Consider the following 2673-nt stretch of genomic DNA (forward strand, 5'->3'; position numbering starts at 1 on the left):
CGGCAAGGGAGGCCGCGGCGCCCGCGGCGCAGCCGGCGGCCCGCTCACCGCCGATCCGCCGCGGCGCGACACCGCGCCGCCACCCGAAACGCATGCGGGCGAGATCGAAACCGGCGACCTCGTGCTCATCGACGTCGAACTCGCCGAACACCAGCGCTGGGCCGGCGCGCTCGGCCGCGTGGGCGAGGTGGCCTCGATCCAGCGCGCCGAGTTCATCGCCGAATCAGTCGGCAGCGGATTCATCGAAGGCGTGGCGTCGGGCGCATCGATGGGATTGGCCCTCGGCCTGGTCTCGCGCGCGGTGCCGGTGCTGGGCCCGATCATCGGCGGCGGCATGGCGCTGCACGGCCTGCTCACGCGCGACTGGGACGCCACCGCCGCGACCATCGGCAAGTTCGGCGAGGGCGGCGACACCTATGAAGTGCTAGCCAACAGCCTGGCCTCGGTGAGCGCGGTGATCGACATCGTGTCGCAGATCCTCGGCGTGATCAACGGCATCGTCGGCGTGGTGCAGGCGGTGGCGATCGGCGTGGCGGCCGGTGCGGGCGTGCTGGCCTTCTTCACCTTCGGCGCGACCGCGGGCATCGCGATCGCGGCCGGCGAACTGGCCGTGACCTGCGAGGAGATCAGCGCGGCCATCAACGTCGTCACGATGGTGCTCGACGGCGTGAACTCGGCGCTGCTGAATCCGTGCATCACGCTCTTCCGCGCGCTGCATTCGTTCACCACGCAGGCCGATCCGCGCGAGGTGGAGGCGGGCGGGCGGGACCTGTCGTCGGCCGCTTCCGCCTCGGGTGCCGCGCTGGGTTCGTGGGTGGGCGGCAAGGCGGCGCACATCGGTGCGCGTCCTCCGCCGCCGGCCGATGACGGTGCGCCGACCCGGCAGTTGCCGCCTCGGGAATCGCCGCCGGCCGCGTCGGGCGACGGGCCGGAAGTGCGTTATGCCCAGCCGCCGGCCGCAGACGCGCCGGTGGGCGGCACACGGCCGAGTGTCGAAGAAATCGCGGGGTCTCCAGGCATGCGTGTCGCCGACACGGAATCCGTCGCGCCGGGCGCCGCCTTGTCGCCGTCGCCGCCGATGCGGCAACTCGACCTGCCCCTGGAGGGCCTCTCGCCACCTCCAGCCGGGCGCACCGGCGGGCGGCTGGAAGTACCGATCGAGCCGCTGTCGTTGCGCGCGATCTCGAGCGCCGACGTGATCCCGCGAGGCGCGAGCGAAGGCGCCATCGGCACCTACAAGACCACCGTCCCGAATCCGCACCCGGTCGCGCTGGCGAGCAACCCTGCTGGTCCGCGCGGCGGCGGCCGCGGCCGCTCGCCGAAGACAGGGTTCGAGCGGGCCGGCCTGTTCCGTGAGCACCAGGCACCGGCTGCCGTGATGGGCGAGGTGCACCCCGGCTACGAATATGCCGATGCCGCAGGCACGCCCCGCGCGGGCGCGAGCACGCGCGAAGCGCTGACCATCGGCCTGCCCGTTGCGGTTAAGCCGCACAAGGATGCCGCCGATGCACGGCTGCTCGCCGAGGTGCGCCAGCGGGTGGCGCGCGGCGAGGACGTGTCGGGCGCCGAGGTCATTGCCCGCGGGGCGAGCCACGTGCAGGAGGCCTATGCCGCGGCCGGTCGACCGGCGCCCGAGCAGCAGATCAGCCGTCAGTTCCTCGGTGAGATGGAGGAGTTCCACGGTCCGGACTTCGGCTATCAGGAATTCCGGCCCGGCGAGCCGCCGCCTGCCGGCCGGGCCAGTCCGCTGCGAGGCGTGAGCGATGCCGAGCTCTCTCAGCACCTGGACAACCTGTTCGGCCCCTACGAACACCCGATGCCGCCGCCTGGCGGTCAGATGTCGTTTCCCGGGATGGCGCCGCGCACGCCGTCCGGGTCACCGCCGTCCTCTGCGAGACCGGCGCCGGAACAGCTGGCGCTGCCGTTTCCGTCACCGCAGCGCGAGCTGTTCGCGCCGCGCTCTGCAGCCGATCCGCGCCTGGCCACGTCGCCCGACCGGCCGCTGCAGATCGCCGATGCGCCCACGCGCGGCACCGAGCCGCTCAGTGCCGGCCAGTTCGAGGCCAACGCGCAGATGGCGGTCGAGATGGGCATGCCTCGCGACCAGATCCACCCGGCGCAGGGCGACACGGCCTACCACCCGGGCTACGACGCGCTGCTGATCGGCCCCGATGTCAACCCGCTGCCGCCCGAGCAGCGACCCACCGGCCTGGCCAATCCCGCCAATGCGGCGCTGGAGCCGCGCGCCGTGATCGGCCACGAGGTGATCGGCCATCGCGAGGCAGCGCTGGGCGGACAGACGCGCGACGAGGTGTGGCACGAGGAGCTTCAGGCCAGTGCGCGCGCCGCGCTGCATACGCCAGGGTTGTCGCGCGAGCAGTCCTGGCTGCTGCTGCAGGATGCCGCCGCGCGGCGCCGCTTCCAGCAGCGCGAAGGCGAGATCTTCATCGATGTCGAGCGCTACGGCCCGGGCGCACCGCAGCCTGCCGCGCCGCGCGGTGGCGGGCAGGCCGGCACGGGCGGCGAGCCCTCGGTGATCGTGGACTGGAACGCGCTCGGCATGGCACCGCCTGCGGCCGACGCAGCGCAGCCCCGTGTCGCGCCTGCCGCGACGACACAAGCGCCCGCGGCCGCGCGCCCGCCGCCCGCGATCACCGGCGATTGGGCCACGGC

1 protein-coding gene is annotated in these 2673 nt (G+C 73.6%); it reads left to right on the top strand.

The genetic code is table 11. From position 1 onward, the window contains the following. The coding region (locus AC1DY5_RS50585; RefSeq protein WP_478121842.1) for a DNA polymerase III subunit gamma/tau domain-containing protein at positions 1-2673 on the top strand (2673 nt) is incomplete at both ends.

The organism is Variovorax sp. P4_D9 (assembly GCF_056401695.1).